The 26,908-nt window shown below is 70.4% G+C and carries 27 protein-coding genes; 14 read left to right on the forward strand and 13 right to left on the reverse strand.

Going from position 1 to position 26,908, the window contains the following annotated elements:
* Window positions 1-3 precede the first annotated feature (3 nt).
* The 3 genes from ACIBQX_RS44490 to ACIBQX_RS44500 all read left to right on the forward strand — a co-directional run bounded on the left by ACIBQX_RS44490 (window position 4) and on the right by ACIBQX_RS44500 (window position 2,086).
* A complete protein-coding gene (locus ACIBQX_RS44490; protein ID WP_397015700.1) occupies window positions 4-672 on the forward strand; it encodes a TetR family transcriptional regulator in 669 nt (222 codons plus the stop codon).
* A 32-nt stretch (window positions 673-704) separates the two neighbouring features.
* Window positions 705-1,667: an LLM class F420-dependent oxidoreductase gene (locus tag ACIBQX_RS44495; protein ID WP_397015702.1), complete on the forward strand. Its 963-nt coding sequence runs from the start codon at window positions 705-707 to the stop codon at window positions 1,665-1,667.
* Between the two features lie 137 nt (window positions 1,668-1,804).
* Complete coding sequence (locus tag ACIBQX_RS44500; RefSeq protein ID WP_397015704.1) at window positions 1,805-2,086, forward strand: YkvA family protein; 282 nt, start codon at window positions 1,805-1,807, stop codon at window positions 2,084-2,086.
* Here the strand turns inward: ACIBQX_RS44500 and ACIBQX_RS44505 are convergent.
* The 4 genes from ACIBQX_RS44505 to ACIBQX_RS44520 form a co-directional block, all read right to left on the reverse strand.
* Complete coding sequence (locus ACIBQX_RS44505) at window positions 2,074-3,279, reverse strand: amidohydrolase family protein (protein WP_397015706.1); 1,206 nt, start codon at window positions 3,277-3,279, stop codon at window positions 2,074-2,076. The two genes, ACIBQX_RS44500 and ACIBQX_RS44505, sit on opposite strands and share 13 nt — an antisense overlap.
* An 82-nt stretch (window positions 3,280-3,361) precedes the next feature.
* Complete coding sequence (locus ACIBQX_RS44510; protein WP_397015708.1) at window positions 3,362-4,096, reverse strand: tyrosine-protein phosphatase; 735 nt, start codon at window positions 4,094-4,096, stop codon at window positions 3,362-3,364.
* Window positions 4,097-4,105: 9 nt separating this feature from the next.
* The gene (locus tag ACIBQX_RS44515) at window positions 4,106-4,900 is read right to left on the reverse strand and encodes an SURF1 family protein (RefSeq protein ID WP_397015710.1); all 795 of its coding nucleotides are present in this window, start codon (window positions 4,898-4,900) and stop codon (window positions 4,106-4,108) included.
* Between the two features lie 42 nt (window positions 4,901-4,942).
* Entirely contained in the window at window positions 4,943-5,410 is a 468-nt protein-coding gene (locus ACIBQX_RS44520; RefSeq protein WP_397015712.1) for a winged helix-turn-helix transcriptional regulator, read from the reverse strand.
* A gap of 59 nt (window positions 5,411-5,469) precedes the next feature.
* Between ACIBQX_RS44520 and ACIBQX_RS44525 the strand changes: the two genes are divergently transcribed.
* Entirely contained in the window at window positions 5,470-5,982 is a 513-nt protein-coding gene (locus tag ACIBQX_RS44525) for a GNAT family N-acetyltransferase (protein WP_397015714.1), read from the forward strand.
* A 4-nt stretch (window positions 5,983-5,986) separates the two neighbouring features.
* A complete protein-coding gene (locus tag ACIBQX_RS44530) occupies window positions 5,987-6,583 on the forward strand; it encodes a TetR/AcrR family transcriptional regulator (RefSeq protein WP_397015716.1) in 597 nt (198 codons plus the stop codon).
* A 9-nt stretch (window positions 6,584-6,592) separates the two neighbouring features.
* Here ACIBQX_RS44530 and ACIBQX_RS44535 read toward each other — a convergent pair whose 3' ends face one another.
* Window positions 6,593-6,895, reverse strand: coding sequence for a hypothetical protein (locus ACIBQX_RS44535; RefSeq protein ID WP_397015718.1), 303 nt, complete (start codon window positions 6,893-6,895; stop codon window positions 6,593-6,595).
* 156 nt (window positions 6,896-7,051) lie between these two features.
* On the opposite strand from ACIBQX_RS44535, the gene ACIBQX_RS44540 reads away from it, so the two are divergent.
* On the forward strand, window positions 7,052-8,449 hold the full coding sequence (locus ACIBQX_RS44540) for a methyltransferase (protein WP_397015720.1): 1,398 nt from the start codon (window positions 7,052-7,054) through the stop codon (window positions 8,447-8,449).
* Window positions 8,450-8,795: 346 nt separating this feature from the next.
* On the opposite strand, the gene ACIBQX_RS44545 is transcribed toward ACIBQX_RS44540, so the two are convergent.
* Both ACIBQX_RS44545 and ACIBQX_RS44550 read right to left on the reverse strand, forming a co-directional pair.
* On the reverse strand, window positions 8,796-11,765 hold the full coding sequence (locus ACIBQX_RS44545) for an AfsR/SARP family transcriptional regulator (RefSeq protein WP_397015722.1): 2,970 nt from the start codon (window positions 11,763-11,765) through the stop codon (window positions 8,796-8,798).
* A gap of 258 nt (window positions 11,766-12,023) precedes the next feature.
* Window positions 12,024-13,289 carry a pyridoxal phosphate-dependent aminotransferase gene (locus ACIBQX_RS44550; RefSeq protein WP_397015976.1) on the reverse strand — a complete coding sequence of 422 codons (1,266 nt, stop codon included), beginning with the start codon at window positions 13,287-13,289 and terminating at the stop codon, window positions 12,024-12,026.
* 79 nt (window positions 13,290-13,368) lie between these two features.
* Between ACIBQX_RS44550 and ACIBQX_RS44555 the strand changes: the two genes are divergently transcribed.
* Entirely contained in the window at window positions 13,369-14,304 is a 936-nt protein-coding gene (locus ACIBQX_RS44555) for a LysR family transcriptional regulator (RefSeq protein WP_397015724.1), read from the forward strand.
* 84 nt (window positions 14,305-14,388) lie between these two features.
* On the opposite strand, the gene ACIBQX_RS44560 is transcribed toward ACIBQX_RS44555, so the two are convergent.
* Window positions 14,389-15,573, reverse strand: coding sequence for an RNA-guided endonuclease InsQ/TnpB family protein (locus tag ACIBQX_RS44560; protein WP_397015726.1), 1,185 nt, complete (start codon window positions 15,571-15,573; stop codon window positions 14,389-14,391).
* Window positions 15,574-15,752: 179 nt separating this feature from the next.
* Between ACIBQX_RS44560 and ACIBQX_RS44565 the strand changes: the two genes are divergently transcribed.
* Window positions 15,753-16,424 (forward strand): ribonuclease HII, encoded by a 672-nt coding sequence (locus ACIBQX_RS44565; RefSeq protein ID WP_397015978.1) that lies wholly within the window; start codon window positions 15,753-15,755, stop codon window positions 16,422-16,424.
* Between the two features lie 33 nt (window positions 16,425-16,457).
* Window positions 16,458-17,423, forward strand: a complete 966-nt coding sequence (locus ACIBQX_RS44570) for an LLM class flavin-dependent oxidoreductase (RefSeq protein ID WP_397015728.1) — start codon at window positions 16,458-16,460, stop codon at window positions 17,421-17,423.
* 48 nt (window positions 17,424-17,471) lie between these two features.
* Here the strand turns inward: ACIBQX_RS44570 and ACIBQX_RS44575 are convergent, their stop codons facing one another.
* The gene (locus ACIBQX_RS44575) at window positions 17,472-17,858 is read right to left on the reverse strand and encodes an SCO5389 family protein (RefSeq protein WP_397015730.1); all 387 of its coding nucleotides are present in this window, start codon (window positions 17,856-17,858) and stop codon (window positions 17,472-17,474) included.
* Window positions 17,859-17,966: 108 nt separating this feature from the next.
* On the reverse strand, window positions 17,967-18,896 hold the full coding sequence (locus tag ACIBQX_RS44580) for an ATP-binding protein (RefSeq protein ID WP_397015732.1): 930 nt from the start codon (window positions 18,894-18,896) through the stop codon (window positions 17,967-17,969).
* Window positions 18,897-18,991: 95 nt separating this feature from the next.
* On the opposite strand from ACIBQX_RS44580, the gene ACIBQX_RS44585 reads away from it, so the two are divergent.
* Both ACIBQX_RS44585 and ACIBQX_RS44590 read left to right on the forward strand, forming a co-directional pair.
* Complete coding sequence (locus tag ACIBQX_RS44585; RefSeq protein ID WP_397015734.1) at window positions 18,992-19,492, forward strand: tetratricopeptide repeat protein; 501 nt, start codon at window positions 18,992-18,994, stop codon at window positions 19,490-19,492.
* 55 nt (window positions 19,493-19,547) lie between these two features.
* Window positions 19,548-20,276 (forward strand): SAM-dependent methyltransferase, encoded by a 729-nt coding sequence (locus tag ACIBQX_RS44590; protein WP_397015736.1) that lies wholly within the window; start codon window positions 19,548-19,550, stop codon window positions 20,274-20,276.
* A 43-nt stretch (window positions 20,277-20,319) separates the two neighbouring features.
* Here ACIBQX_RS44590 and ACIBQX_RS44595 read toward each other — a convergent pair whose 3' ends face one another.
* Window positions 20,320-21,672: an LCP family protein gene (locus ACIBQX_RS44595; RefSeq protein WP_397015738.1), complete on the reverse strand. Its 1,353-nt coding sequence runs from the start codon at window positions 21,670-21,672 to the stop codon at window positions 20,320-20,322.
* A gap of 161 nt (window positions 21,673-21,833) precedes the next feature.
* On the opposite strand from ACIBQX_RS44595, the gene ACIBQX_RS44600 reads away from it, so the two are divergent.
* Complete coding sequence (locus ACIBQX_RS44600; protein ID WP_397015739.1) at window positions 21,834-22,544, forward strand: class I SAM-dependent methyltransferase; 711 nt, start codon at window positions 21,834-21,836, stop codon at window positions 22,542-22,544.
* Between the two features lie 40 nt (window positions 22,545-22,584).
* Window positions 22,585-24,024, forward strand: coding sequence for an MFS transporter (locus ACIBQX_RS44605; RefSeq protein WP_397015741.1), 1,440 nt, complete (start codon window positions 22,585-22,587; stop codon window positions 24,022-24,024).
* Between the two features lie 120 nt (window positions 24,025-24,144).
* Here ACIBQX_RS44605 and ACIBQX_RS44610 read toward each other — a convergent pair whose 3' ends face one another.
* Window positions 24,145-24,354, reverse strand: a complete 210-nt coding sequence (locus ACIBQX_RS44610) for a hypothetical protein (protein ID WP_397015743.1) — start codon at window positions 24,352-24,354, stop codon at window positions 24,145-24,147.
* A 159-nt stretch (window positions 24,355-24,513) separates the two neighbouring features.
* Between ACIBQX_RS44610 and ACIBQX_RS44615 the strand changes: the two genes are divergently transcribed.
* Window positions 24,514-25,467: a serine hydrolase domain-containing protein gene (locus ACIBQX_RS44615; protein WP_397015745.1), complete on the forward strand. Its 954-nt coding sequence runs from the start codon at window positions 24,514-24,516 to the stop codon at window positions 25,465-25,467.
* A gap of 6 nt (window positions 25,468-25,473) precedes the next feature.
* Here the strand turns inward: ACIBQX_RS44615 and ACIBQX_RS44620 are convergent, their stop codons facing one another.
* A complete protein-coding gene (locus ACIBQX_RS44620; protein ID WP_397015746.1) occupies window positions 25,474-26,907 on the reverse strand; it encodes an ATP-binding protein in 1,434 nt (477 codons plus the stop codon).
* Window position 26,908 lies beyond the last annotated feature (1 nt).

The raw sequence follows: 26,908 nt of genomic DNA on the forward strand, positions 1-26,908 counted from the left end.
AACGTGTCCGAAGCCCGAAACCGAGAATCGGAGAGCACCCGAGAGGTCATCGTCGAGACGGCCTTGCGCCTGTTCCGGGAGCGTGGCTTCGAGGCGACGACCATGCGCGCGATCGCCGCCGAGGCCGGGGTGTCCGTGGGGAACGCCTACTACTACTTCGCCGGCAAGGAGGCGCTGGTCCAGGCCTACTACGACCGCGCCCAGATGGAGCACGAGAGGGCCTGTCAGGAGCTGCTGACCACCGAGTTCACGCTGGCCGCCCGGCTGAGTGGGGTGCTGCGTGAGTGGGTACGGGTCTCGGAGCCGTACCACGAGTTCGCCGTCAAGTTCTTCAAGCACGCGGCCGAGCCGACGAACCCGCTGAGCCCGTTCAGCGCCCAGTCCTCGCCGGCCCGTGAGGCGTCCATCGGGATCTACCGGCAGGTGGTCGAGGGGGCGCGTGACCGGATGAACGCCGAGCTGCGTGAGGAGCTGCCGGAGCTGCTCTGGCTGCTGTCCATGGGCATGGTGCTGTTCTGGGTGCACGACACCTCGCCGGGGTGCGCGCGCACGTACCGGCTGATCGAGGTCACGGTGCCGCTGGTGGACCGGCTGGTGAGCCTGTCGCATCTGCCGGGGCTGCGGGGGATCACCCAGGACTTCGTCGCCGCGGTGCACGAGCTGCGGGCATAGTGCGGAGACCGACCGGTTGGTACGGTCGGGGCATGACGCAGAACTGGGGCATGACGATCCCCTTCTACGACCGTTCGCTCGCCCAGTCGCAGGAGCTGATCGCGGAGCTGCCCGCACTCGGTTACACCGACGTGTGGTCGGCCGAGGTCAACGGCGTGGACGGGTTCACGCCGCTGGCGCTGGCCGCGCAGTGGGCCCCCGGGGTCAGGCTGGGCAGCGCCATCGTGCCCGTGTCGACCCGCGGCCCCGGACTGCTGGCGATGTCCGCGGCCACGCTGGCCGATCTCGCGCCTGAGAGGTTCGTGCTCGGCATCGGCTCGTCCTCCCCGGCGATCGTCGAGCGCTGGAACGCGGTCGAGTTCGTCAAGCCCTACGCGCGTACGCGTGACACCCTCCGCTTCCTGCGGGAGGCGCTGGCCGGCGAGAAGGTGTCGCGGGCGTACGAGACCTTCGAGATCAAGGGCTTCAAGCTGGAGCGGGCGCCGAAGGTCCCGCCCAGGATCGTGCTGGCCGCGCTCCGGCCGCGGATGCTCCACCTGGCGGCCGAGGAGGCCGACGGCGCGATCACCAACTGGCTCTCGCCCGACGACGTGCGCACGGTGCGCGCGGAGATCGGGCCGGACACCGAGCTGATCGCCCGCCTGTTCGTCTGCGTGAACGAGGACGCGGACCAGGTGCGCGAGCTGGCCCGGTGGATGCTGGCCAGCTACCTCACCGTGCCCGCCTACGCCGCCTTCCACGACTGGCTGGGCCGCGCCGAGGTGCTGCGCCCCCTGCACGAGGCGTGGGCCGCAGGCGACCGCAAGGCGGCGCTCAAGGCCATCCCGGACGAAGTGGTCGACGCCCTGGTGGTGCACGGCGACGCGGCCACCTGCCGGGCCAGGATCCAGGAGTATGTCGACAACGGCCTCGACACGCCGGTGCTCGCCCCCATCCCCAGCGGTGACGTCTCGATCACCCAGGCGGTGCGCGACCTGGCGCCACTAGATCGTTAGGAACCAATCTCCCCGAGTAACACGTTATGTCGTGAGAGTCGGGTAAGGGGGATCACATGATGGCGAAATCACCAGCACGGGCGGCGGCCGCATGGCGCACGTACCAGGAAGTCACCAAGCCTGGAACGCCGGGACTGATGACGAGGGTGCGAGCGATTCCGCGCATGATCGGCGCGGTGATGCGCGGCCGATACGCCGGCCTGGGCAAGGGCAAGCTCGGCATGATGGCGCTCGGCGTCGTCTACATGATCTCCCCGATCGACGTCGTCCCCGACTTCCTCGTCCTGATCGGGGTCGCGGACGACTTCGGCGTGTTCCTCTGGCTGATGGCCTCGCTGCTCGGCGAGAGCGGCCGTTACGTGGACCACGAACGCCAGATCATCACCGGGCGGGTCGAAGGAGCTCCTCAGGAGGGATAGATCTCTTCCATCCTGAGCCAGGCGCGCGACGGTAGCGGGTGCCCGAACAACCGGGCCGCGTTGCCGTACGCCACCCTGGCGATGTCGGCGGGCGGCAGCGCGCCGAGATTGCGCGAGACCGCCTGCTGGGTGTCGGGCCAGGTCGAGTCGGAGTGTGGGTAGCCGCTCTCCTGCAGGACGTGGTCCAGGCCCACCGCCAGCCGCACGCCTGACAGCGCGTGGTCGTCGAGCGTGCCGAAGAAGAAGTTACGGCGCAGCACCTCGCTGGGCTTGATCCCGCCGTCCCACTCCGCCTCGCCCGCCACCGGGTGGTCGAGGGCGTAGTCGGCCCGCTCGGCCAGCATCGGCAGCCAGCCCACGCCACCCTCCACGATGAGGATGCGCAGGTTGGGGAAGCGCAGCGGCAGGCCGGACCAGAGCCAGTCGGCGCAGGCGAACATGGCGCTGGTCGGCATCAGCGTGGTGATCGCCTCGATGGGCGTGTCGGGCGACGGCACCGGCGACCAGCTCGATGAGCCGGTGTGCAGGCACACGACCGTGCCGGTCTCCTCGCAGGCGGCGAAGAACGGGTCCCAGTGGCCGGTGTGGATCGACGGCAGCCGCAGCCGCGTCGGGAACTCGGGGAACACCACGGCCTTGAAGCCCCGCGCCGCGTTGGCCCGGATCTCCTTGGCGGCGACGTCGGGATCGGGCAGCCAGGGGAGCTGCAGGCCGATGATGCGCTCGGGGTAGGTGCCCGCCCAGACGTCGATGTGCCAGTCGTTGTAGGCCTTGACCAGCGCCAGGCCGAGCTCCTGGTCGCGTGTCCTGGCGAACGGCATGCCCGCCTGGCCGGCCACCATGCCGGGGAAGCACAGGGCGGCCCAGATGCCGGCCATGTCCATGTCCTCGATGCGGGCCTCGATGTCGTGGCAGCCGGGGCGCATGCTGTCGAACCTGACCGGGTCCAGGGTCCACTGCTCACGCGGCAGCCCCGCACCGACGTCCAGGCCCGCGCAGGGATAGGTGGCGCCACCGTAGCGCCAGACCTGGTGACCGGCCTCGGTCTCGACGACCTTGGGCGCGACCTCGGCGTACTTCTCCGGCAGCCTGTCCTCGAAGAGGTCAGGGGGCTCGATCAGGTGATCGTCCGCCGAGATGATCACATAGTCGCGCCGCCTGGGGTCTGGGTCGGGGAGCAGCGGCGTAGTCACGCGAGTAACCGTACGACGATGGGATAACGTCGAACAAGCTGCGACGTATCCGTTGGGTCTCCGAGCCGGTGGGAGAGCGCCATCACTCGGGTCCGGTCAGGAGATGCTCGCGCAGCCGGTCGACGACCGTGGAGTCCAGGCCGAGCACGTCGGTGACGTACCCCTCGACGGAGCCGTGCCTGCCCGTCAGGTCGTCGAGGAAGTGCCGCATCGTCTCGGCGGGCGCCAGGCCGAAGCCGTCCCACATGGGCGCCTCGGGGTGCCTGCGGAGCCAGTCGGCGACGAAGCGCTCGGTGGCCAGGCCGGTCAGCGCGTAGTCGGCCACGATGTCGTCCTCGGCCACGCCCACCAGGGACAGGATCAGGGCCGTGAGCAGGCCGGTGCGGTCCTTGCCCGCGGCGCAGTGGACGACCACGGGGGCGCGGTCGGCCTGGGCGATGGTGGTCACGGCGGTGCGCAGGTGTTCGACGCCGTCCTCCGTCACTTCCAGGTAGCGGTCGGCGAGGAAGCGCGCCACCGGCTGCGTGCCGTCGTAGGCGGTGAGGTTCCAGCGACGGCCTTCGACGGGCAGGTTGTGGTAGGTCAGGCCGTCCTCCTCGGGCACTCGTCCCGACCCCGCCACCTCGTGGGGGTGGCGCAGGTCGATGACCGTTTTCACGCGGAGCGCGCGGAAGATGTCGAGGTCCTGGCCGGACAGCCGGCCGAGGGAGTCGGCGCGGTAGAGCCGCTGCCACCGGACAGTGCGCCCGTCCTTGGTGGCATATCCACCAACATCGCGAAAATTGTGGACATTGGTGAACTCGATGTGGCGGATCATGTCCTCACCTTAATTGGGGGAAACTTCCGCCTCCAGGGGTGTGTCGGCGTCCTCCTGCGCCCTGCGATCGGCCAGCTCGCGCCGGATCAGCAGCACCCAGCCACCGATCGCGATCCCGATGAACAGCCACCACTGCACGCCGTACGCGAGATTGAGCCCGCCGCCCGCCCCCACGTCGGGCGCGGGCACCGGAGCGGGCGCGGCGGAGCTCTCCGGCCGCTGCTCGACCAGCTCCACGTACCCGCCCACGAGCTGGTACGGCAACGAAGCGCCGATCTTGCCGGGATTGATGAGCAGCACCTGGCCAGGGGGCAGTCCGGGGCGGTCCCTGAGACCGCTGTTCTCCTCGGTCTCGGCCGGACGTAGCCGTCCGGTGACAGTTACCTCACCTGTGGGCGGAGCGGGCACCTCGGGCGGCGCGTCGGCGGTCGGCCCGGCCTGCACCCAGCCCCGGTTCACCAGCACGGCCTGTCCGCTGCCGATCACCAGCGGGGTCAGCACGTAGAACCCGTTACGCCCGTCCTGGGGCCGTCGGCGCACCACCAGCGCGTGCTGGGCGTCGTAGGTGCCGGCGGCCACGACCTTCCTGAACCGGTCGGACTCCTTGACCGGCTGTCCGGGCCTGGCGAGCTCGCCGAGCGGCACCGGCGCGCTCTCGATGTTGCTGGTGACCAGGTCGCTGTTGGCCGAGCGCTCCTCGAAGCGCCCGAACTGCCACCGGCCCAGGAACACGAAGGCGGGGATCACGAGCAGCACGACGAGGTGAAGCGCCACCCAGCGAGGGGTGAGCAGGAACCGGTACACCCTTCAAGGGTAGGCACCAGGGCCGATGCCTCTCCACGCGCCTCAGGCGGTCGAGAGCCCAGAGCCGGGGCCGGGCAGTGCCGTGACCTCGCGGGGACCGCCCACCTCGTGGCCTTCGGCGCAGCGGAAATACTGCTCGACGGGGGCGCCGCAGTCGCGGTGGGTCAGCAGGACGGGCGGGCCGTCCTCGCCCGCGAGATAGCGGTCGCCCCAGTGCATGAGCGCGATCAGCAGGGGGTAGAGGTCACGGCCCTTGTCCGTCAGCCGGTACTCGTCGCGTTGCCGCTGGCCGGGCTCGCGGTAGGGGACCTTGCGGAGCAGGCCCTCGTCCACCAGGCGGGTCAGCCGGGCGCTGAGGACCTGCCTGGGCGCGCCGGTGATCGCCTGCATGTCGGCGAAGCGGCGGACGCCGGCGAACGCCTCGCGCAGCACCAGGAAGGTCCACTTCTCCCCGACGATGTCCAGGGTGCGCTCGATCGAGCAGTTGTTCGCCCGGAGGGGCACGTTCATGAGCACATGATACCTGAGTTCAATTGACAGACTTAGAGGAAGTGGTGAAGGCTGGGTCCATGTTCGGAACCCAGTTGCCGCTCATCCGTCCGGTCAGAGCCGACGACGAGGAGCGGATCCGCCGCTTCCTGGCCGGACTCTCCCTGCACACGCAGACCCTGCGCTTCTTCGCCGGGGTCGGCCGCCCGTCCGCCGGTGTGGTGCGCGCGCTGATCGAGCTCAACGAGCGCAGGGACGCCCTCGTCGTCGTGCACGAGGGGGAGATCATCGGCCACGCCATGAGCTACCGGGGCGACCTGAGCGACGTGGAGATCGCCGTGGTGGTCGCGGATCAGTGGCAGGGATTCGGGCTGGGGCCGGAACTGGTCGAAAGGCTGCTCCTCCGGGCCGTGGTGCGCGGCGCCACCACCGTCGGCATGGACGTGCTCGGCGAGAACAGGCGGGCGCTGAGGATGATCCGCAAGGTCTGGCCCGAGGCCAGGATGACGGTCACTTCAGGATCTGTGGAGGTGACCGCTATGATCCAACAGGCGAAGGTATTTGCGGAACAACGTTCTGGTGCAGCACCATGATGACGTGAAGAGTGTCAAGAGCGGACGCGACGGACGGACCCGCATCATCGAGGGCGCCCTGCGCCGCTTCAGCCAGGACGGCGTCTCGGCCACCACCCTGGCCAGCCTCCGCGAGGAGAGCGGCGTCAGCGTCGGCAGTTTCTACCACCACTTCGCCAGCAAGGAGCACGTCTTCGGTGTCCTCTACGCCGAGACCCTCGCCGACTACCAACGGGAGTTCCTCGCCGAGCTGGTCAGCCACCAGGACGCGCGGGCCGGCGTCGAGAGCGTCGTCGCCTTCCACATGCGATGGGCCGGCGAGCACCCGGAGCGGGCCAGACTGCTGATCAGTGAGCGCCCGCCGCGCAAGCACGAGCCCGGCGGCGCCGAGGTGGCCGAGTCCAGGCGCGCCTTCTACCGCCAGGTCAGCGACTGGTGGCGGCCGCACATGAAGAACGGCCTGCTCCAGCCCTTCCAGGCTGCCATGTGCTACGTGCTGTGGCTCGGCCCCTCACAGGAGATGTGCCGTCTGTGGTTCGCCGGGGCGCACACCCCCACCGACGAGGAGATCAAGGGCCTGAGCGAGGCGGCCTGGCAGAGCCTGCGCCAGCACGACGAGTAGACGAGCCCGCTAGGCCGGCTGGCGGATCCGCGTAGGCACCCGCCAGCTCGCACTGTCGAGCGAGATGTCCAGCCGGAGCTCGCCGCGCTGCCTGCGCAACCCCGGCACGCGTACGCGATCGAGCACGTCGAACCGGCCACGGGACGGATAGCCGAACCCCAGCTCGCCCGGCAGCACCCGGAGATCGTCGCGGTTTCCGCAGTGAGGGCAGGTCCACGACACCAGGTCGAGCCCCCGGTTGTAGTCGGAGCAGGCGCCGAAGTATTCGTCGGGCACGAAGCGCGACTCGCAGGCCAGGCAGGGAATGAGCATTGTGGGTCCGCTCCTCGTCGAACGGGCGACTGACCTCCTAAGAAGTATCCCGTCCCACTTGTCCCACGCTTGCGGAACGCTTGGGTACTTCGGTAACAGTATGATCACTGTCGGTATCGGATCATGCGTGGAGGTCTGCGGTGAAAGGATGGACTCGTGGAACGACTGCGCGATCATCTCCTGGAGACCGGCTACACCATCGACGGCGTCCGTGCCCGGCTCGGCGACGTGGCGGCTTCGGCGCTGGCCCGTGAGGAGCTGGTCCCGGCCCTGCGCGCCACGGCGGGGAAAGATCCGCTGGCCGCGCTGATCCGGCTGTGGTGGCTCGGCGCCGAGGTGGACGCGGGTGACCTGCCCACCGCGGTGCTGGAGTCCGGCCTGGTGCGGGTGACGGGCACGCGGGCCAGGGCGGAGGTGCACCTGCAGCCCTGGGAGGAGGACGGCTACGTCGTCTCCGACCGCAAGGTGCGGCCCGGTGACCCGGCGCTGCGCCCCGACCACGTCGTGGGCGCGGGCGGCGCGTCCGCCAACCTGGCCCAGCTCGTCACCCGCCGGCCTGTCGAGCGCGCCCTCGATCTCGGCACCGGCTGCGGCGTGCAGGTGCTGTCCCTGACAGGACGGGCCCGGCACATCACCGCGACGGACGTCAACCCACGGGCGATCGAGCTGGCGAAGCTCAGCTGGCGGCTCTCCGGCATCACCGGCGTGGAGGCCCGCACCGGCTCGCTGTACGAGCCGGTGGCGGACGACCTGTTCGACCTGATCGTCGCCAACCCGCCGTTCGTCATCTCTCCCGGCGGTGAGCTGACCTACCGCGAGACGGGAGCCGACGGCGACGGTTTCTGCCGCGATCTCGTACGGCGCACGCCCCGCCATCTCAATCCCGACGGCCAGGCGCATTTCCTGGCCAGCTGGCTGCACGTCGAGGGCGAGGACTGGCGTGAGCGCGTCGGCGGCTGGCTGCGCGAGACCGGCTGCGACGGCTGGGTGGTCGAGCGTGATCTCCAGGACCCGGCCGAGTACGTCGAGCTCTGGCTCAGGGACGCCGCCGAGCACGGCACCCCCGGCTACACCGAGCACTACGACCGCTGGCTGGCCTGGTTCGAGGAGCGCAAGGTGGAGGCGGTCGGCTTCGGCTGGATCACCATGCGCAACTCCGGCACGCTCGACCCGGTCGTCCGCGTGGAGCAGCTCACCCACAAGGTAGCCCTCCCCGTGGGCGACTACGTGGACGACGTGCTGGACGCGATCGCCACCGCGCACCGGGTCGCCGATCTCGACTCGGCGCTGCTGCGCACCGCGGACGGGCTGCTCGACGAGCGCATCGGCCTGCCCGGCGCCGAGGACCCCATGCGGATCGTGCTGCGCCAGACGACGGGCCTGCGCCGCAGCAGGGAGGTGGGCACGGTGGAGGCCGCGCTGGCCGGCGTCTGCGACGGAGAGCTGGCCCTGGGGCCGCTGCTCAACGTGATTGCCGAGCTGGTCGGAGACGGCGCGATCCCCCACCCCGACGCCATCCGCCCGCTGATCGCCGAACGCTACTTCCTCCTCTGACCCACCAGGACGCCGCCTCCTGCGCGATCCGCCCGCCCCACACCCCAACACCCTCGTCTTTGATTCGGTGTTGATTGGTTGTTGACCGTCCACGGGCAGGCTGTGATCCACGACACGGACCTGGGGGGTTCGAGGACCGTGTCGGGTCCGGCCGGTCGTCGATGTGAGGCGGCTAGCCGCTACGCGGAGCATCCGGATACCCGGGCCCCCTAGCGAAGCGTGGCGGTCAGATGGCCGGCCGGGCCGAATTCCCCCATCTCACACCATTTCTGCGGGGGCTCGTGACGCCCGAAGGACAGCCTTGTTCAATCATGTGTGGATGACACGTCTGGACGACGAGCTGTACTCAGGACTCGACGACCTGAGCGTTCTCCAGGAGGACCTTGAGGTCCCCGGCCTCAGGAGCACCGAGGCCGGTGAAGATGTCGAAGGCCTGCCGTAGACAGTCGGTGCTCCTGGTGGCGCTGCCGAGCCCCTTGAGCGCCTTGCCCAGCACGGTGAGGGAGAGCGCTTCCCCATAGGGGTGGCCAATCTCCCTGGACACCACCAGGGCCTCCTCCGCGTGGCGCACGGCCTCGCCGTAGCGCTCGGCGGTGATGAACGTCTCCGCCAGCCGGGAGCAGACCCGCTGCTCCCAGACGCGCTGCTTGCTGGCCCGGAAGAAGGCCAGGCACTCGGCGTGGTGGTGGACCGCCTCGGTGAGCCGGCCGACCCGCGACAGCACGATGCCCAGGTGGTAGCGGGCCCTGGCGGTGCCGGCGCCGCTGCCGATCTCGGTGAAGATGGCCAGGCCCCGCTCCGCCGCGGCGATCGCGTCCTTGGCGCGGCCCAGGCCGAGGTGGTCGCGGGCCGAGTAGCTGAGCACCAGCGCCTCACCGGCGGGCACGTCGTTGTCGCGGTACCACTGCGAGGCCGTGTCGAACCAGGCCAGCGCCTCGGTGTGGCGGCGCTGGCGGCCGACGACGACGGCGAGGGCGTTCAGCACCTCCCCGGTGACGATCTTCTCCTGGCGCGCCGTGGAGAGCTCGTGCACGATCTTGAACTGCTCCTCGGCCTCAGGCAACCGGTTGCCGGCGAACAGCACCCTGCCGAGCACGTACCGGGCGCGCAGTTCGCTCGCCTGGTCGCCGATCCGCCGGGCGGTGGCCAGCACGGCGCGGGTCCCGTGGTCGAACTCGCGGGTGTGGGTGCCGGACTCCAGCAGCGGCTCCATGGCCACCAGCAGGTCGGCGGCGGGCAGGAGCTGCTCGGGCACGCGCGAGGAGATGGCGGCCTGGTTGATCGCGGCGAACAGCGAGTCGCCTTCGGCGATCAGCCAGGCGACGGCCTCGTCGGTCGTGCCGAACACGTGGCCGCTGCCGACCACCACGAGGTTGTCGGAGATCATGCTGCCTTCGTAGGCCAGCCGGTGCGCCGACCGGCAGGAGGCCAGGTAGAAGCCGAGCAGCCTGCGCAGCGCCATCGTGCGGGCCTGTGGCCGTTCGCTCTTCTCCAGCGCCCGCCGCGCGAACAGCTTGAGCAGGTCGTGGAAGCGGTAGCGGCCCGGGGCGGGCGCCTCCAGCAGGCTCGCGTCGACGAGCGACTCCAGTACGTCCTCGGCCTGGCGCATGCTCAGCGACAGCACGGCGGCCGCGGCTCCGGTGGAGATGTCCGGCCCGGTGGGCAGCGACAGCAGCCGGAACGCGCGGGCCTGGGAGCCTTCGAGCTGGCCGTACCCGAGCGCGAACGTGGCCTCGACGGCGAGGTCGCCCACCCGCAGCTCGTCGAGGCGGCGCTGCTCGTCGGCCAGCCTGGACCCCAGCGAGGCCACCGTCCAGGACGGCCGGGCCGCGAGCCTGGCCGCCACGATCCGTACGGCCAGCGGCAGGAACCCGCAGGCGGCCACCACGTCCATGGCGGCGGCGTGCTCGGCCGCCACCCGCTCGGGCCCGGCCACCGTGGCGAACAGCGACAGCGCCTCGTCCGGCTCCATCACGTCCAGGTCGATCAGGCGGGCCGACGGCAGGTCGGCGAGCTTGACCCGGCTGGTGACCAGCGCCGCGCACCCGGGCGAACCGGGCAGCAGCGGGCTGACCTGCGCGGCGTCGCGGGCGTTGTCGAGCAGGACGAGGATGCGCCGGTCGGCGAGCAGTGACCGGAACAGCGCGGAGCGCTCGGCCGGCACTTCCGGGATCACGTCGGGCGGGATGCCGAGGGCCCGCAGGAACGCGCCGAGCGCCGACTCGGGCGCGGTGGCCTCGTCGGTGTAACCGCGCAGGTCGACGTAGAGCTGCCCGTCGGGGAACAGGTCGCCGGTCGCGTGCGCCACGTGTACGGCCAGCGCGGTCTTGCCGACGCCGCCGATACCGCAGATCACCGCGACGGGCACCCCTTCGGCCGACGACTGCGCCGACAGCAGCGTACGGAGCCGCCCGGCGATCTCCTTGCGCCCGGTGAAGTCGTTCACCGCGGCCGGGAGCTGCGCGGGACGTGGCAGCTCCGGCGCCGGCTCGTCCTCCGGCTCGGGCGCTTCGGCGGCGACCTCGGCGGCGGCGAGCTTGGGGTCGGCGGCCAGGATGCGCTGGTGCAGCACGGTCAGCTCGGGGCCCGGCTCGATGCCGAGCTCCTCGATGAGCGCCTCGCGCGTCTCGGTGAACACCGCCAGCGCGTCGCCCTGCCGTCCGCACCGGTAGTAGGCCAGCATGAGCTGGGCGCGCAGCCGCTCGCGCAGCGGGTGGTCGGCGGTCAGCGCGATCAGCTCCGAGACCACCGCCGCGTGGTTGCCCAGCTCCAGGTCCAGGTCCATGAGCGACTCGATGACGCTGATCCGGCGCTCGATCAGCCGGTCGCGCTGGTGCTCGGCGTACGGGCCGACGGCTCCGGCCAGCGGCTCGCCCTCGAACAGGCGGAGTGCGTCGCGCAGGCACTCGGCGGCGGCCGCCGGCCTGCCCGCCCGCCGCGCGCTCTCCGCCTCGGCGATGCCCGCCTCGAACCGGGTCAGGTCGAGGGAGTTCTGGGGCAGTCGCAGGGCGTAGCCCCGGCCGACGGAGGTGAGCAGGTCGGGACGGGTGCGGGCGGGCCTGTCGGGCTCCAGGACCGTGCGCAGCCTGGAGACGTAGGTGCGCAGCGCGCCGAGCGCCCTGGGCGGCGCTTCCTCGCCCCAGACGGCGTCGATCATCTCGGTCGGCGTGACCGCCCGGCCTTCCCGCAGGAGCAGCATGCCGAGAATCGAGCGCTGCAACGGGGTGCCCAGATCGAGCTCGCTGCCATCGCGCCACGCGCGGACGGGACCCAGCACGGCGAACCGCAGCCTGCCTTCGACGTCCTGACCAGCCATGCCGCTTGTCTCCAACGCAATGGAACGATTTGTTACCGAATGATAGGTCCATAGTCGCCGCGCACCTAGGCGCGGGGGCATTCGTTAACCGAAGCGTTGATTCGCCTTTGATCCGGTATTGAGCGTCGCACAGCATCCTGAAGTCAGCGAGCGTGACCCAGGAAAAACGGGGGCGTCACGCTCGAGAGAATAACCAGGACAAATGTATGGCCCCGCCCATTTCCATCGGGCGGGGCCTCGCGGGTCCGGGATTCGGGCTCAGCCGTGCCACAGGTCCGGCACCAGCGTGGAGTGCCGTACCAGAGAAAGCTCCTTCAGTCCCATCGTCAGGTGGTCGAGCGCGGCCGCGATCCACGGCAGCTGGAGCGGATCCGCGCTGTTCAGCGCGGTCAGTCGCTCGTCGGTCGTCGTCCCGTACAGCAGACTGACCGCGACCCGCACCCGCGCGGCGGCGGGGTCGTCGCCGAAGGCGTGGCCGGGCAGCACCCCGATGCCGTGCTCGTCGAGCAAGATCTTGGTGATGTCCGCCGAACCGCCGAGTCGCAGATGGCTCAGGTCCGGATAAAGGTAGAAACCCCCCTGCGGAACGGGCACGTCAGCACCGATCGCGACGAACCTGTCGCGGACGGCGTGCGCCAGCGTGCCGTGCAGCTTCCTGCTCAGCTCGATGCGTTCGGTCAGCTCGGGTGGATCGGTGAAGGCGTACGCCGCGGCTTCCTGCACCGGGGCGGCCGGTGCCGACCAGATCTCGCTGGCCACCGCGAGCAGGGCGGCGCGCAGGTCGGGCGCGTTCTCGGGCAGTCTGGCGACGCCGATCCGCCAGCCGCCGAGTGCCAGGCTCTTGCTCAGGCCGGTGGTGACGACCGTGCGCTCGGGAGCCAGATCCGCCGGGGAGGTGTACGGCAGGGCCGGGTCGTGCAGCAGGTCGCGGTAGATCTCGTCGGAGATGATGTAGAGGTCGAGGTCGCGGGCGACTTCCACCAGGCGGCGGATGGTCGGCGGCGTGGCGAGCCGTCCCGTGGGATTGTCCGGCAGCGTCACGAGCACGGAGCGGACGGTCCGGCCCTGGGCCCTGGCGCGCAGCACGGCCGCGGCGACCAGATCCGGATCCGGCGCGCCTCCCTCGCCACGCGGCGCGGGGACCAGGATGGGGCGGGAGCCGACCAGGTCGGCCTGCGCGGCGTAGCTGACCCAGCTGGGCCTGGTCAGGACGATGTCGCCGCCGATCGCCAGGAGCAGGCCGTACAGCAGCGACTTGCTGCCCGGTCCGCTGACGACCAGCTCGGGGTCGGTGGTGAGCCCCCGTCGTGTCCAGTAGCCCGCCGCCGCGCTCCGGAGCTCGGCCGCCCCCGCGACCGGCCCATAGCCGTTGCGATCGGATGCGGCGACCAGCTTGTCGCGCAGCGCCGGGTGGACGGGCAGCCCTGCCTCACCGAAGGCCAGGTGGAGCACACGTTCCCCGGCGCGCCGTCTTCGCTCGATGTCTTCGTTGGCCGCCAAGGTGGCGGACAGGGTCACGGTCATGTTTGTCACGTTCCCAGGGTGGTTGGATAGAGGCATCAGGACAAGCGAGGCTTTTTGTGGGTAGGCATAAGGAAGTCCGATGCTCGATTTGCGCCGTTTGACGTTGATCTGCGAATTTGCCCGTCGGGGCAGCATCGCTGCAACCGCCGCTTCGACGGGGTATAGTCCATCGGCGGTCTCCCAGCAGCTGGCGGCGCTGGAGCGTGAGACCGGCACGGCCCTCATCGACAGGACCGCGCGCAGCGCCGAACTCACCGATGCCGGCCGGAGGCTGGTGGCGCATGCGGAACGCATCCTTTCCATGGTCGAAGAGGCGGAATCGGATCTGTCGGCCCACGCGGGCAGCCCCGCCGGGCGTGTCGTGGTAACCGCCTTCCCCACAGCGGCCGTCGCATTCGCCCCAGCTCTCGCCCGCTCGCTCCGCCGTCACACCGAGCTCACCCTTCGGCTGCGGCAGAGCAGGTCCGGGCGGGGGATACGGGAGGTGCAGTCGGGCGAGGTGGACATCGCGCTGGTCGACGACTGGTACGGCCAGGCCCGCGACAGCGAGAACCTGCGGGTCTTCCCGCTGCTGCACGACCCCCTGGTGCTGGTGGTGCCGCGCAAGCACCGCCTGGCCGACCCCGGGGTGCCGCTGGACCTGCGCGAACTGCGCGACGAGCCGTGGATGGCCACCCCGGACGGCGAGCCGTCGCGGCTGGCGGTCGACCGGCTCCTCGTCGACGTGGGCGGCACCAGGCCGGTGCCGTGGGAGTTCGAAGGGCTTGGAACGATCCTTTCCCTGGTCGCCAAGGGCATCGGCATCGCCGCCGTCCCCGCCCTGGCGCTGGCGGCCGGGGTGCGCGGGCTGTCGGTGCGCCAGTTCCCCGGCAACCCGGTGGCGCGCGACGTGCACGCGGTCGCCCGCGCCTCCAGCGTCAACCGCCCGTCGGTGTCGGTGACGCTGCGGGCGATCCACGTCGCCGCCCGCTACATCGCCGCCGACCTCGCTCCGGTACGCCCGGCTGAGCGCTGACGTCCGGTACGACCGGCCGAGCGCCGAGTTCCGGTAGCGTCTGCCGTCGTGACTCCTCCGTTCCCTGAAGGGAGCGGCTTCTCGCTAAGCCGCTTGCGCAGCCTGGCGAAGGGCAAGCCCTGCCCTGAGGATGTTGATCGCCGCGTTCACGTCGGCGTGCGCGGTGTGCCCGCACGACACGCACCTGAACTCGGCTTGGGTGAGGCGGTTGTCCTTCGCGCAGTGCCCGCAGCGGGCGCACGTGCAGGAGGTGTGGGCGGGGTTCACCGCGATCAGCTCTCGACCGGCGCTTTCAGCCTTGTGCGACAGGATCGTCAGGAACACCCCCCAGCTCGCATCCAGGATCGAACGGTTGAGCCCGGACTTGGCGGCGACGTTGCGCCCCGGCGCTTGGAGAGTGCCGGATGCCGAGCGGGTCATGTTGGTGATCCGCAGGTCCTCGTACGCGATCACGTCGTAGGCGCGGACCAGGGCGAGCGCGGCCTTGTGCGCGCCGTCGAGGCGCTGGCGGCGGACCTTGGCGTGCAGCGCGGCGACGCGGGCCACCGCCTTGCGCCGCCGCTTGGAGCCCCGCTTCTTGCGGGCCAGGTCACGCTGCCCCGCCGCGAGACGGTCGGCCGTGGCCGCGAGGTGGCGCGGATTGGCCACCTGGCCGCCGTCGGAGGTGGTGACGAGCGAGGCGACACCCAGGTCGATCCCGGCGACCGCGCCCGTGGCGGGCAGCGGTCCGGCAGGCACCTCAGCGCACGACAGGACCACGTACCAGCGGGAGCCTTCGCGCTTCACACTGATCGTCTTGACGGTGCCGGACACGCGGCGGTGCCGGTGGACCCGCACGTGCCCGACGCCCTGAAGCCGCACCCAGATGGCGGTCGGGTGCTGCGGCTGGGAGTCCCACCGGCAGCCGTCGCCGTCCTTCGGCCACTCCACCGTGTCGAACCGGCCGCGCCCCTTGAACCGGGGGAAGCCCGGGGTGCGCCCGGACTTGACGCGCTCGAAGAATGCAGCGAACGCCTTGTCCAGACGGCGCAGCGTGGCCTGCTGGGAGGAGAACGACCACCGGCCCTGCCCGTCGGGGTCATCACCCCGGATGTGCTTCAGCTCGGCGGACTGGTCGCCGTACTGGATGCTCACGCCTGCCTTGGCGTAGGCGGCACGGCGGTGCTCCAGGGCAGCGTTGTACAGCTGCCGGTGGTCCTCCAGACACGCCGCGAGCGCCGCAACCTGCCGGGCGGTGGGACGCAGCAGGAACTTGAACGACCTGCGCACACCCACCTCCCATCACGCTCAGTAACGACAAAACCACGATATCGGCCGGCGCCGACAAAATCCGGAAGGACATCCGTGACGTGCGAACCTGACAGGTCATGGCACGCTCGGGCCTTGACGGCCCTCCCCCTCCCGAATCCCCGGTCGCCTCAAGGCGACGGTCCCCTCGGGAGGAGATGATGGCGCCGACGTACGACATCGAGCAGCTGCTGCTCACCCAGCCCAGCATCCGTACGGTCGCGGGCGTGGACGAGGTGGGCCGTGGGGCGTGGGCGGGGCCCGTCACCGTGTGCGCCGTCGTCACCGATCTGTCAGCCCCTCCGGCGGGCCTCACCGACTCCAAACAGCTGTCCGCCGCCAAGCGGGCGAAGGTGTCGGCGGAGCTGGCGCCGTGGGCGGCGGGCATCGGCCTCGGCGAGGCCACCCACGCCGAGATCGACGAGCTCGGCATGACCCAGGCGCTGCGCAGGGCCGCCCGCCGCGCGCTGGAGGCGCTCCCGGTACGGCCCGACGCGCTGATCCTGGACGGCAAGCATGACTACATCGGCCCGCCCTGGCCGGTGCGGCTGGAGGTCAAGGGCGACGCGGCCAGCATTTCGGTGGCCGCCGCCTCGGTGCTCGCCAAGGTCCACCGCGACGCGTACATGGCCACCATCGGCTGGGACGACTACGGCTTCGCCGAGAACGCCGGCTACCCCTCGCCCCAGCACACCGAGGCGCTGGCCCGCCTCGGCCCCACCCCGCACCACCGCCTGTCCTGGTCCTACCTCGACGACCTCCCGCGCTGGCGCCACCTCAAGCACCACCGCGATCCGGCGGCGGGCGAGGGGCAGGTCAGCCTCTTCGGCTGACACCGCCCGCCGCGTTCGGCCATCATCGGTGGGATGCGGATCGGCATCTTCCTGCTCGCCGCCCAGTTCCCCGGCCAGGAGCCGGGGCGGGTCCTGGCCGACACGGTCGAGCTCGTCGTGGCCGCCGAGCGAGCCGGGTTCGACGACGCCTGGATAGCGGAGCACCACTTCATGTCCTACGGCGTCTGCCCCTCGCCGACGACGCTGGCCGCCGTCGCGATCGGCCGCACCACCCGCATCGGCCTCGGCACGGCGGTGAGCGTGCTGTCCACGCAGCACCCGGTGGCCCTGGCCGAGCAGGCCGCCATGCTGCACCACCTGTCCGGCGGGCGCTTCACGCTGGGTGTGGGCAGAGGCGGCCCGTGGCAGGACCTGGAGGTCTTCGGCACCGGCCTGGAGCGCTTCGAGCGGGGGTTCGCCGAATCCCTGGATCTCCTCGTCACCGCCCTGTCGGGAGGACCGGTGTCGGCCGACGGCGACTTCTTCCGCTTCCGGGAGACGACCCTCGTCCCCGCCGCGCGGATGCGCCCGGTGGTGGCCTGCACCTCCGACGCCACCCTGAAGCTGGCGGCCGAGCGCGGCCTGCCGATGCTGCTGGGCATGCACATCGACGACCAGGACAGGGCGGCCATGGTCAGGACCTACGGGGCACCGGCCGGCCACATCGCCGCGGCGCTCGCCCATGTCGCGGACACCACTCCGCAGGCGGTGCGGGAGCTCAAGCAGGCGATGCCCGCGTGGCTGGCGCCCGGCCTGGCCGGATACGTGCCGGTGGACGGTCGTCCGCGCCCGCCCAGGGACGTGCCCGCCTACGTGGACTTCCTCACCCGCGTGCACCCGGTCGGCTCACCGGAGCACTGCGCGCGCACGCTGGCGCGCACCTCACGAGCGACCGGGATCGAGCACTTCATCCTCATGGTGGAGGGGACCGGGGACCACCGGCGCACCCTGGAGAACATCCGCCGCCTGGGCGCCGAGGTGCTGCCCGCGCTGCGCTGACCGCCGTACGGCCACCCGCCGGTGCGGCGGGTGGCCTGCACGCTCGGCTCAGCAGTCGACGAGCTCGGGCTTCTGGTTGAGGATCTGGGCGCGCGGGGTCACGAACTCGCGCAAGGACTCACCGGCCGACGGGTCGAACACGGCCACCCGGTGACAGTTCTGGAACGCCAGTTTGACGCTGAAGTGGCGCTCCAGCGCACCACGCATCGCGTCGCTCGCCAAGCAGCGCAGGAGCTGTCCGCGAGCCTCCTCGTCGGGGGGCGGCACCTGGTTGTCGACGAACTCGGCTCCTGTCTTGTCACGCTGCTCGACCAGCTCAGTGATCATCGACCAGGCGTAGGGCAGGGAGTCACGGACGCAGGCGAGGAACGCCGCGTCGTCCACCTCTCCGGCTCGGGCCTGGTCGAGCAGATCGTTCGGAACGGTCAGCGACATGCTGTCTCCTTTCGAAAGACATCGAGTACGACGCTAGATCGGCTTCGGAGATCCCTCCAGATAGCTGGAGGGCGACAGTCGTGTGGATCAGAGGCCCAGCCGTGTGGATCAGGGGCCGTAGACGAAGTCGGGGTCGATCTGCGCGGTGAGGTCCACGCCGGTCTTGTCGTTGGCCCACGCGTGCGCGTTGCGCAGGTGGAACTCCGCCGTCTGGCGGCCGAACCGGGCCCAGTCCTTCTCCTGCTCGTCCACGTGCTTGAGCAGCATGGACAGCGTGTCGGAGTTGGCCGGCTCCAGGTCGCCGAGGGTGAGCGGGCGGCCCTGCTCCATGGCCCGGACGGCGGCGGAGTGCTCCATCCAGGTGAGCAGGTGGTGGCCGACGTGCTCGCGCAGGAAGTCCACGTCGGCGGAGTCGTGCACCTTGTTGCCCACCACGGCGAGCGGCACCTGGTAGTCGGCGGCGTAGTCGCGGTACTGCCGGTAGACGCCCACGCCCTGCCTGGTCGGCTCGACGACGAGCAGGGTCAGGTCGAAGCGGGTGAACAGGCCGGAGGCGAAGGAGTCGGAGCCTGCCGTCATGTCGACCACGACATACTCGCCCTGGCCGTCGATCAGGTGGTTGAGCAGCAGCTCCACCGCCCCGACCTTGGAGTGGTAGCAGGCGACGCCGAGGTCGTCGTCGTTGAACGGGCCGGTCGCCATCAGGCGGATGCCCTCGGCGGTGGTGACGCCGTGCTCGTAGGAGGCGAGATCCTCGAAGGACAGCAGCCGGGAGCCCCGGCCCGGCGGGGTCGTCTTGACCATGGCGGCGGCCGAGGGGATGCGCGGGTTGTCGCCGCGCAGGTGGTCCTTGAGCTCCGTGAGGTGCGCGCCCAGCGGCTCGGGCGGCTCTCCCACGCCGAGGACGAGGGCCAGGTGCTGATTGATGTCCGCGTCGATGGCGACGACCGGGGCGCCCTGGCTAGCCACGTATCTCGCGAACAGCGCCGACATCGTCGTCTTGCCGCTGCCGCCCTTTCCGACGAACGCCACCCTCACGGGATCCTCCTTGAAGCTGATTATGAAAACCGTTGTCGGCCGTACGAATGACCATCATGCCACACTGGCGGATGCGAGAGGGAGATTCGGCGAGCGTGGCGCGACTGTCCGACGACTCGCGGGAGGAGTTGGCCCGTGGGGTCCGGCTGCGCGAGCGGGGCAGCCGCGAGGAGGCCCGGGAACTGCTGGTGGACCTGGCGGCGCGGCACCCGGACGACGCCGAGATCGCCTACCAGACGGCGTGGGTGCACGACGCGCTCGGCCTCGAAGCGGAGGCGGTGGCCTACTACGAGCGGGCGCTGGCCGGTGCCGGGCTGAGCGCGGAGGACCGGCTGGGCGCCTTCACCGGGCTGGGGAGCACGCTGCGGGTGCTGGGGCGTTACGGCGAGGCGCTGGCGCTGTTCGAGCGGGGGCTGGAGGAGTTCCCCGGCGATCCGGGTCTGCGGACGTTCGCCGCCATGGCCCTCTACAACGAGGGACGGTCCCGCGAAGCGGTGTCCGGGCTGCTCAAGCTGCTGGCCGAGTCGGGCGGGGCCGGGCGCTACCGGCCGGCGGTCGAGTACTACGCGGACCACCTCGACGAGACGGTCCCGTAGCGCCTGGAAAATGGATGGACGTCCGGCGGGGGGCGGTGCGTAGCCTGTGCCGGATATGAACAGGGACATCTTGAGCGATCTCGCTCATGCCGATCACCCCATCGCCTCGCCGATCAGCGAGGCGAACCTTTCTGGCCTGCTGCGCAGGGCCCGGCTTCCCGTCGGCGCCAAGGTGCTCGATCTCGGGTGCGGGTCGGCGTTCTGGAGTCTGCGGCTCCTTGAGCTGTACGGCGACGCGACGGCCGCCGGGGTGGACATCTCGGATCGGGGGTTCGGCCTTGCCCGCCGGGAGGCGGCGCTGCGGGGCGTGGAGGACCGGCTGACGCTGCACCACGGCTCCGCGACCGGGTTCAACGCCGCGGGGCCGTACGATCTCGTGCTCTGTGTCGGCGCGACGCACGCCTTCGGCGGGCTGGCCGCCACGATGGAGGCGATCGGGAAGCTTGTCTCGCCGGGCGGGCTGGCGTTGGTGGGGGAAGGGTTCTGGGAGCGGCCGCCGAGCGCGAAGCTGGAGGAGCAGATTGGGATATATCCGGATCTGTCGGGGACGGTGGCGCAGGCCGAGGCAGGCGGATTCCGTACCGTGTACGCGCACACCAGCGAGCTCGGTGAGTGGGACGACTACGAGTGGTCGTGGACCGGATCGCTGCTGGACTGGGCGCTGCGCAACCCCGGCGAGGACGGCGACGCCGCCGCGGCCGCGGCCCTCGCCCACCGGGAGCTGTGGCTGGGTGGCTATCGGGACCGGCTCGGGTTCGTGACGTTGTTGCTGCGGCGCGCGTAGCCACGCTGCGGCGTGCCTGGCGGGATGCCGCGCTGCGGTTCTTCTAGCGGCAGGTGGCGTCGAGGGCGACAGGTCGTTCGGGGGTCGGTGTCGGGACGGTGGTCGAGCGGGCGGCTCTCGGGGTGGTGGCCAGGGTGCGGGCAGGGCGTTCGGAGAGCACCTGGGAGACCTTCTGCCTGATCAGCCTCCAGTCCGGGGCGCCCGTGTCGATCAACGGGGGGACGAAGCTCAGGCTCCGGATGTGGGTGTCCTTGACCTTCTGCGACAGCTCCACCAGGGCGGGCAGCAGGCTCTGCGGGACGTCCGTGGAGATGGCCCGCTTGGTGGCGGTCGCCAGGTTCTCGAAGCTGTTGACCACGGTCACCGGGTCCGCCTGCTTGGCGACCGCGTTGAGCAGGCACTTCTGACGGCCCATGCGCACATAGTCGTCGCTGTCGGTGCGGGAGCGGCCGTACCAGAGGGCTTCCTCGCCGTTGAGCCTGCGGGTGCCGGCGGGCAGCAGACCTTCGCGGTACCGGCCGTACACGATGGGCTCCTCGACGGTGACCCGGACGCCGCCCATGGCGTCGATGATCTCGGCGAAGCCCTTCATGTCGATCATGGCGTAGTAGGACACCGGGATGCCGAGGATGCCGCCGACCGTCTCCTTGAGCAGGGTGGGGCCATGCTGCCCCTTGGCGGCTCCGGGGACGACCTCCGGGTGGTCCTCGGCGTACTGGAAGACCTCGTTGAGCAGGCCCGGATGGGTGCTGCCCGAGCCGGTGAAGCCGTACGGGAAGCGGTCGCGGGCGGGGCCGTTGGGCATCGGCACGTCCTGGAGATTGCGCGGCAGGCCGAACAGGGTCGTGGCGCCCGTCGCGGTGTCCACGCTGGCGACGGTCATGCTGTCGGTGCGCACCCCGGGCCGGTTCGGGGCGGAGTCGGCGCCGATGAGCAGGAAGTTGACGCGCTGGGCGCCGTTCCACGGGTCCTCGGACATGACCGGGCCGGTGTTGCCGGCGAACAGGTGGTGCATCACGTCGCGCGACAGGTAGGCGAGCCGGGCGGCGTAGGCGGTCGGGGCCAGGATGAGCGCGCACAGGCCGATCGTCAGGCCGGTGGTGAGGGCCCGGCCGACGATGCCGGAGGCGGCGGGCCGTACCAGCGTGTAGGACCAGACGATCACGGCGGTCCAGGTGGCCGCGAGCACGGTCAGCGCGATCACCAGCGCGGTGATCCAGCGCGGCTGGACGGCCAGCGACAGCAGCCGGGTGCTGAACGCGGTCACCATCGTGAGGATGAAGGCCAGCAGGAACACATGGGCCGCCATGAGCGCCAGGCCCGTTCTGTGGCGATGTGTCGCCAGGTGGGCCACGCCCCAGAGCAGGGCCGAACTCAACGTGAGCGCGAGGCTCATCCCGAGACCGAAACCGCGATCCTTTCCCGTCATGCCTGGTCAAACCCCCATCGCCCGCCAATCTCTGCAACGCTAGACACCGGTTGGGGATGATTGACACTCTCCCAGGGAAGTGTCGTCTCAACATCGGGTCAAGGGACTGTTTGAGTTATAACGTGAATGTGCGCGATCGACGTGGTAAGTACGGGTTAGACGAGCCGTGGGCCCTTGGGGGCCTCGTCCTGGGCGCGGTCCTGCTGCTCGCCCTGGCGGTGATCTCGTTCGACAACGACATCCTGGCGGTGGCGATCGCCTTCCTCTTCGGCGCCCTCTACACGCTGGCCAGCGCCGCGAGCCAGCTCTACACCACGCGCCGGGGCAAATTCGCCGTCTGGGGCGAGGCGCTGCGTGAGCTGACGGGCGAGGAGAAGGTGCTCGACCTCGGCTGCGGGCGGGGCGCCGTGCTGCTGCTCGCCGCCGAACGGCTCGACCACGGCACCGCCACGGGCCTCGACCTGTGGCGCCGGCGGTCCAGCGAGGCGGTCACCCGGGCCAACGCCGAGGCCGAAGGGGTCTCCGACCTCGTCGAGCTCACCACGGGCGACATGCGGGAGCTGCCCTTCGACGACGAGTCGTACGACGTGGTGGTCTCCAGCCTGGCCGTGCACCACATCTCCAAGGAGGACGGGCGCGCGGCCGCGATCCGCGAGGCCCACCGGGTGCTGCGCCCCGGCGGGCTCCTGCTCATCGCCGACCAGGAGCACGTGCCCGCGTACGAGACCGTGCTGCGCGGGCTCGGCGTGGTCGACGTCCACAGGCGTGATCTCGGCTGGCGCTACTGGCATGGCGGCCCCTGGGCCAGGACCTGGATGCTGCGCGCGCGTAAGCCGTAGCGGCGTTTCGGGATCCGCCCTGCGGGCACCCAGGGCGTTTATGACTGATGTTGAGACCGGCGTCATCTCCACGAAGGTGCCCGCCCGGCTTGACCGGCTGCCATGGTCACGCTGGCACTGGATGATCGTCATCGGGCTGGGCACCGTCTGGATTCTCGACGGGCTCGAAGTCACCATCGTCGGCAACCTGTCGGCCCAGCTCGCCAAGCCGGGCAGCGGCCTGGACATCACCCAGGAGCAGGTGGCGGGGCTCGCCGCCGCACTCTACGTGGCCGGAGCCTGCTCGGGGGCGCTGTTCTTCGGCTGGCTGACCGACAGGTTCGGCCGCAAGAAGCTGTTCATCATCACCCTGCTCGTGTATCTCGCGGCCACGCTGGCCACCGCGTTCTCCTTCAGCGCGTGGTGGTTCTTTTTGTTCAGGTTTCTGACCGGTTTCGGGATCGGCGGTGAGTACGCGGCCATCAACTCCGCCATCGACGAGCTCATCCCCAGCAGGCACCGGGGCAGGATCGACATTCTCATCAACGGCAGCTACTGGCTAGGCGCGGCGGGCGGCGCGCTGCTGACCGTGCCGCTGCTGAACAACCTGCCAGTCAACATCGGCTGGCGCATCGCGTTCGGCCTGGGCGTGGTGCTCGGCCTGGCGATCCTCCTCGTCCGCAGGAACGTGCCGGAGAGCCCGCGGTGGCTGTTCATCCACGGGCGGGACCGCGAGGCGGAGGAGATCGTCCAGGACGTCGAGCGCCAGGTGGGCGGCGACCTGCCCGAGCCCGATCAGTCGATGACCATCCATCAGCGCAAGTCGATCGGGTTCGTCCGAATCGCGCACACGATGGTGGCGCTCTACCCCAAACGGACCGTGCTCGGGCTGTCGCTCTTCATCGGGCAGGCGTTCCTGTACAACGCGATCACCTTCGGGTACGCCCAGATCCTGTCGACGTTCTACAACATCGACACCTACACCGGCTATTACTTCGCCGTCATCGCGGTCGGCAACTTTCTCGGCCCGCTGCTGCTCGGCCGGCTCTTCGACACCGTGGGCCGGATCCCGATGATCTCGGCCACCTACGTCGGCTCCGGGCTGCTGCTCCTGGGCACGGCCTGGCTGTTCAACCAGGGCGTGCTCACCGCCGTCACCCTGACGGCCTGCTGGTCCGCGGTGCTCTTCGTGGCCTCGGCCGGGGCCAGCTCGGCCTACCTGACAGTGAGCGAGATCTTCCCCATGGAGACCAGGGCGATGGCCATCGCCTTCTTCTTCGCCATCGGCACCGCCGCCGGCGGCATCGCCGGTCCGCTGATCTTCGCCAAGCTGGTCGCGACCGGCGTCCCCGGCGACACGGCACTCGCCTTCACGATCGGCGCCGTCCTTATGATCATCGCGGGCATCGTGGAGCTGATCTTCGGGGTCAAGGCCGAACGCAAGGGCCTGGAGGACATCGCCGCACCCCTCAGCGCGGCCACGCCGGACAAGGTCGCCTGACCCCTCCCGTGCTCCCGGGCTCCCGTGCTTTCGCGCTCGCAGCGAAGGGCTCGCCCCGGAAGGCGCCCCGCGCCTCACCCGCTTCGGCGTGCTCCCCGAGCCTGGCGGCCACCGGCCGTTTTACGTCGTCAGCTTCCGGAAGATGATCGTGGCGCGGAAGTTGCCGGGTGTGGTGGGGTCCGGTTCTGCCTTGGCGCTGACGATGTGCAGCTCCGCGCCGTCGCCGAAGAAGCGCAGGGCCACCGGGTAGGCGGCCTCCTCGATGTGGTGCGGTGTCGGCTCGCTCACCGTCACGGACAGCTCGAAGGGGAAGGGCTCGCGCTTGTGCATGTCACACCTTCAAGTCTCGCCGACCGGGGGGAGCGGGCCGACTTTCTCCCCCGCTGTAGAGCGAACTACCCACGGGAGAAGGAATTACGACGATAAAGGGTAGGCCCTGACACCGTGTGAGGATCTATGCCTGGATGTGCTGATTATTGGGAGGCATACATGACAATGGCGGATCGTGTGGACGGTGTCCTGCGCGCCGGTGAGGCGCCGAACCTGCATGGTCTCGTGGTGAGCCGGCAGGGCCAGGTGGTGCTGGAGCGGTACGGCGAGGGGGCGGACTACCGGCTCGGCGACTCGCTCGGGCGGATCCGGTTCGACGCCGGGACGCTGCACGACATCCGATCCATCTCCAAGAGCGTGGTCGCGCTGCTGTACGGGATCGCGTTGAAGGACGGGCTGGTGCCCGAGCCGGGCGAAGGGCTCGTACGGCAATTCCCGGAATATCCGGACCTGGTGGCCGATCCGGCACGCGCCCACCTCACCATCGAGCACGCCCTGACCATGACGCTCGGCCTCGAATGGGACGAGAGCGTGCCGTACACGAGCGTGGCCAACAGCGAGCTCGCCATGGAGGCGGCCCCCGACAGGTACCGCTATGTCCTCGAACGGCCCATCGTCGAGGAGGCGGGCAAGCGGTGGTCGTACTGCGGGGGAGCCACCGCGCTCATCGGCGGGATCATCGCGAAGGGCGCCGGCGAGCCGCTGGCGGAGTTCGCGCGGGCCGCCCTGTTCGAGCCGCTCGGGATCGGCGCGTTCGAGTGGACCGCCGGGGACGACGGCGTGGCGATGGCGGCGGCGGGCCTGCGGCTCAGGCCGCGTGACCTGGCGGCCATCGGGACGCTGGTGCTCGACGGCGGCCGCGACATCGTGCCGGGAGCCTGGCTGGACGAGGTGCTGAGACCGCGCGTGCCGATCGCCGACGACCGCTGGTACGGCTACCAGTGGTACATCGAGCCCCAAGGGGTGCTCGGCGCCCACGGCAACGGCGGCCAGTTGCTCGCCGTGATCCCGTCGCGGGACATGGTGGTGGCGATGACGGCGGGCGACTACGACGACTTCACCCGCTCCAGCACCGCAGCCGTCTTCGACGCCCTGATCGCCGCACCCGCCTGAGCCCCGTCAGGCCCGCCAGGCGGCGAGCAGGTCTTCCGGGCCCCACTGCTGGACCGGAAGACCGGGCTCGAATCCGGCCCTCGACACGGCGATCCGGGGCGTGGCGGCGGTGACACCGGGCACGAAGTCGCCCTCGCGCACCAACGTGTCGTGGTCATGCCGGTCGAACGGCCGCTGGTCGAGCCATTTGACCGACCCGACGAAGTGGATCCGTTTCGCGACCGGCCCGCTGTCCGCGCCGACCAGGTCCACTTCGGGGTTGTTCTGGCGGTTCCACCAGCCCCCTATCTCCTCGGTGTCCGGCCAGTCGTCATCGGGGAGCGCTCTGGCCAGCGACTCACGGATGATCGGCTCGACCGCGCGCCCGCGCCAGGCCGTCCAGGAGCGCTCGATGCGGCGCAGAGCCACGTCCGGGCGTCCGCGCTCACTGTCGGCGATCGCTCTGTGGAGGAAGGTCAGCCAGAAGCGCAGGTAGGGATCGGCCACGCGGTATCGCTTGTTCTTGGTGTCGGGCGTGGTGGAGAGCGGGAGGTCGGCGGCGATGACCCGTTTCGCGGTGAGGGCGGCGAGGATGGGGGCGAGGGTGCCGGACGGGAGTGGCGCGGTGCTGCCCGTCTTGGCGGCGATATTGCTGAATGTCCGCTCACCCGCTCCCACGACCTCCAGCACCGTTCGGGTGTGCGTGCCGGCGGGGAACTCACCCAGCAGTGACAACTCTCCGGCGGCGAGGAGCGGGGACAGCGGTGATTCCAGACTTCGGCGCAGGAAGTCGAGGCGCGACATCCCAGGCTGCCACGACTGGACGATCTCCGGGAATCCGCCGGTGAGCAGGAGGGCGTCCACGGCGTCCGCGGCGGGCAACCGGGTCATCTCGGCCACGTCGGCGAGGGACAGCGGCCGGATGGTCATGTTCGCCGCCCGGCCGAAGAACGGTCGCCCGTATTCCTGGAGCGCCTGCATCATGGTGAGATCACTGCCCACCAGAATCAACAGGACAGGTCTGCCGGACAGGAACCGGTCCCAGACCGTCTGAAGTGCCCCTTCGAATTCGGGATCCTGCCCGATCAGCCACGGAACCTCATCGAGGACCACGATGCAGGGCGCATCCTCGATCGCGGTGGCGAGTGACCTCAGCGCTTGATTCCAGTCCGGCGGCTCGACCCCCTGGACCAGGTCGGCTCCCGGTAGACCCGCGCAGACGGCCGCCTCGACGAGATCGTGCCGTTCAGCGGCGGCGGAGCGTCCGCGAGAAGCCTGGAAGATGACATAGGGAAGCCCCGATCGGTCGCAGAACTCCTGAACCAGCCGGGATTTGCCGACCCTGCGGCGGCCGGTCATGATCAGCGCTCGACCTCGGGTGGTGAGGCGCCCCTCCAGCACCTGGCGCAGTTGCCCGTCGAGAGTGCGCAGATCGTCGGCTCGGCCCGTGAACGCGCGCATC

The organism is Nonomuraea sp. NPDC049714 (genome assembly GCF_044465295.1).
Classification (GTDB): domain Bacteria; phylum Actinomycetota; class Actinomycetes; order Streptosporangiales; family Streptosporangiaceae; genus Nonomuraea.